At 70.5% G+C, this 1,256-nt stretch carries 1 protein-coding gene; it reads left to right on the top strand.

From position 1 onward, the window contains the following. A partial coding sequence (locus tag HCK04_RS40270; RefSeq protein ID WP_142652770.1) for an acyltransferase domain-containing protein occupies positions 1–1,256 on the top strand: 1,256 nt, incomplete at both ends.

Below are 1,256 nucleotides of genomic sequence, written 5' to 3'. Positions count from 1 at the left end.
CACGCCCAGGCCGCCCGGCTCGCCGATCATCTGGACCACCACCCCGACCTCGACCCGGCCGACGTCGGCCACTCCCTGGCCACCACCCGCACCCACTTCGACCACCGCGCCGTCATCATCGGAACCACCCGCCACGAACTCCTGGAACGCACCCGCGCCCTCGCCGACGGAAACACCGGCGGCATCGTGACCGGAATCGCCCGCCCCGGCGGACTCGCCTTCGTCTTCACCGGCCAGGGCAGCCAACACACCGGCATGGGACGCGGCCTGTACGCCACCTACCCCGCCTTCGCCACCACCCTCGACCACACCATCGAGCTACTCGACCAGCACCTCGCCGGACACGCACCCGTACCACTACGCGAAGTACTGCTCGGCGACACCGACCCCACCCTGCTCGACCAGACCCTCTACACCCAGCCCGCGCTGTTCGCCCTGCAAACCGCCCTCACCCACCTGCTGGCCACCTGGGGCATCACCCCCACCGCCGTCGCCGGACACTCCATCGGCGCCATCGCCGCCGCCCACACCGCCGGCATCCTCACCCTCCCCCACGCCGCCGCCCTCGTCGCCACCCGCGCCCGCCTCATGCACACCCTCCCCCCCGGCGGCGCCATGACCGCCATCAACGCACCCGCAGACCACATCACCCCCCAACTCGCCCCTCACCACGACACCGTCACCATCGCCGCACTCAACACCCCCACCTCCACCGTCATCTCCGGCGACACCCACACCATCACCCACCTCACCCAGCACTTCCGCGACCACGGCTACAAAGTCCGCCCCCTGACCGTCAGCCACGCCTTCCACTCCCCCCACATGAACCCCATCCTGGAGGAGTTCGAACACGCCGTCGCCGAGCTGTCCCTCACCCCGCCCACGGGACCGGTCATCCCCTTCGTCTCCGACCTCACCGGCCAGATCGCCACCCCAACCGACCTGACCGACCCCTCCTACTGGACCCGCCACCTGCGCAACCCCGTCCGCTTCACCGACGCCACCACCACCCTGCACGACAACGGCATCACCACCTTCATCGAAATCGGGCCCGACGGCGTCCTCAGCGGGCTCATCCGCGAAACCCTCGACCACGAACCAGACCTGATCGCCGTCCCCGTCCTACGCCGCGACCACCCCGAACCCCACACCGCCGTCACCGCCGCCGCCCACGCCCACACCCACGGCACCCCCGTCGACTGGACCCCCCTCCACCGCCACGCCACCACCATCGACCTGCCCACCTACGCCTTCCA

This window comes from Microbispora sp. CL1-1 (genome assembly GCF_012034195.1).
Lineage (GTDB): Bacteria > Actinomycetota > Actinomycetes > Streptosporangiales > Streptosporangiaceae > Microbispora.
This window is presented reverse-complemented; position numbering and strand designations above follow the sequence as displayed.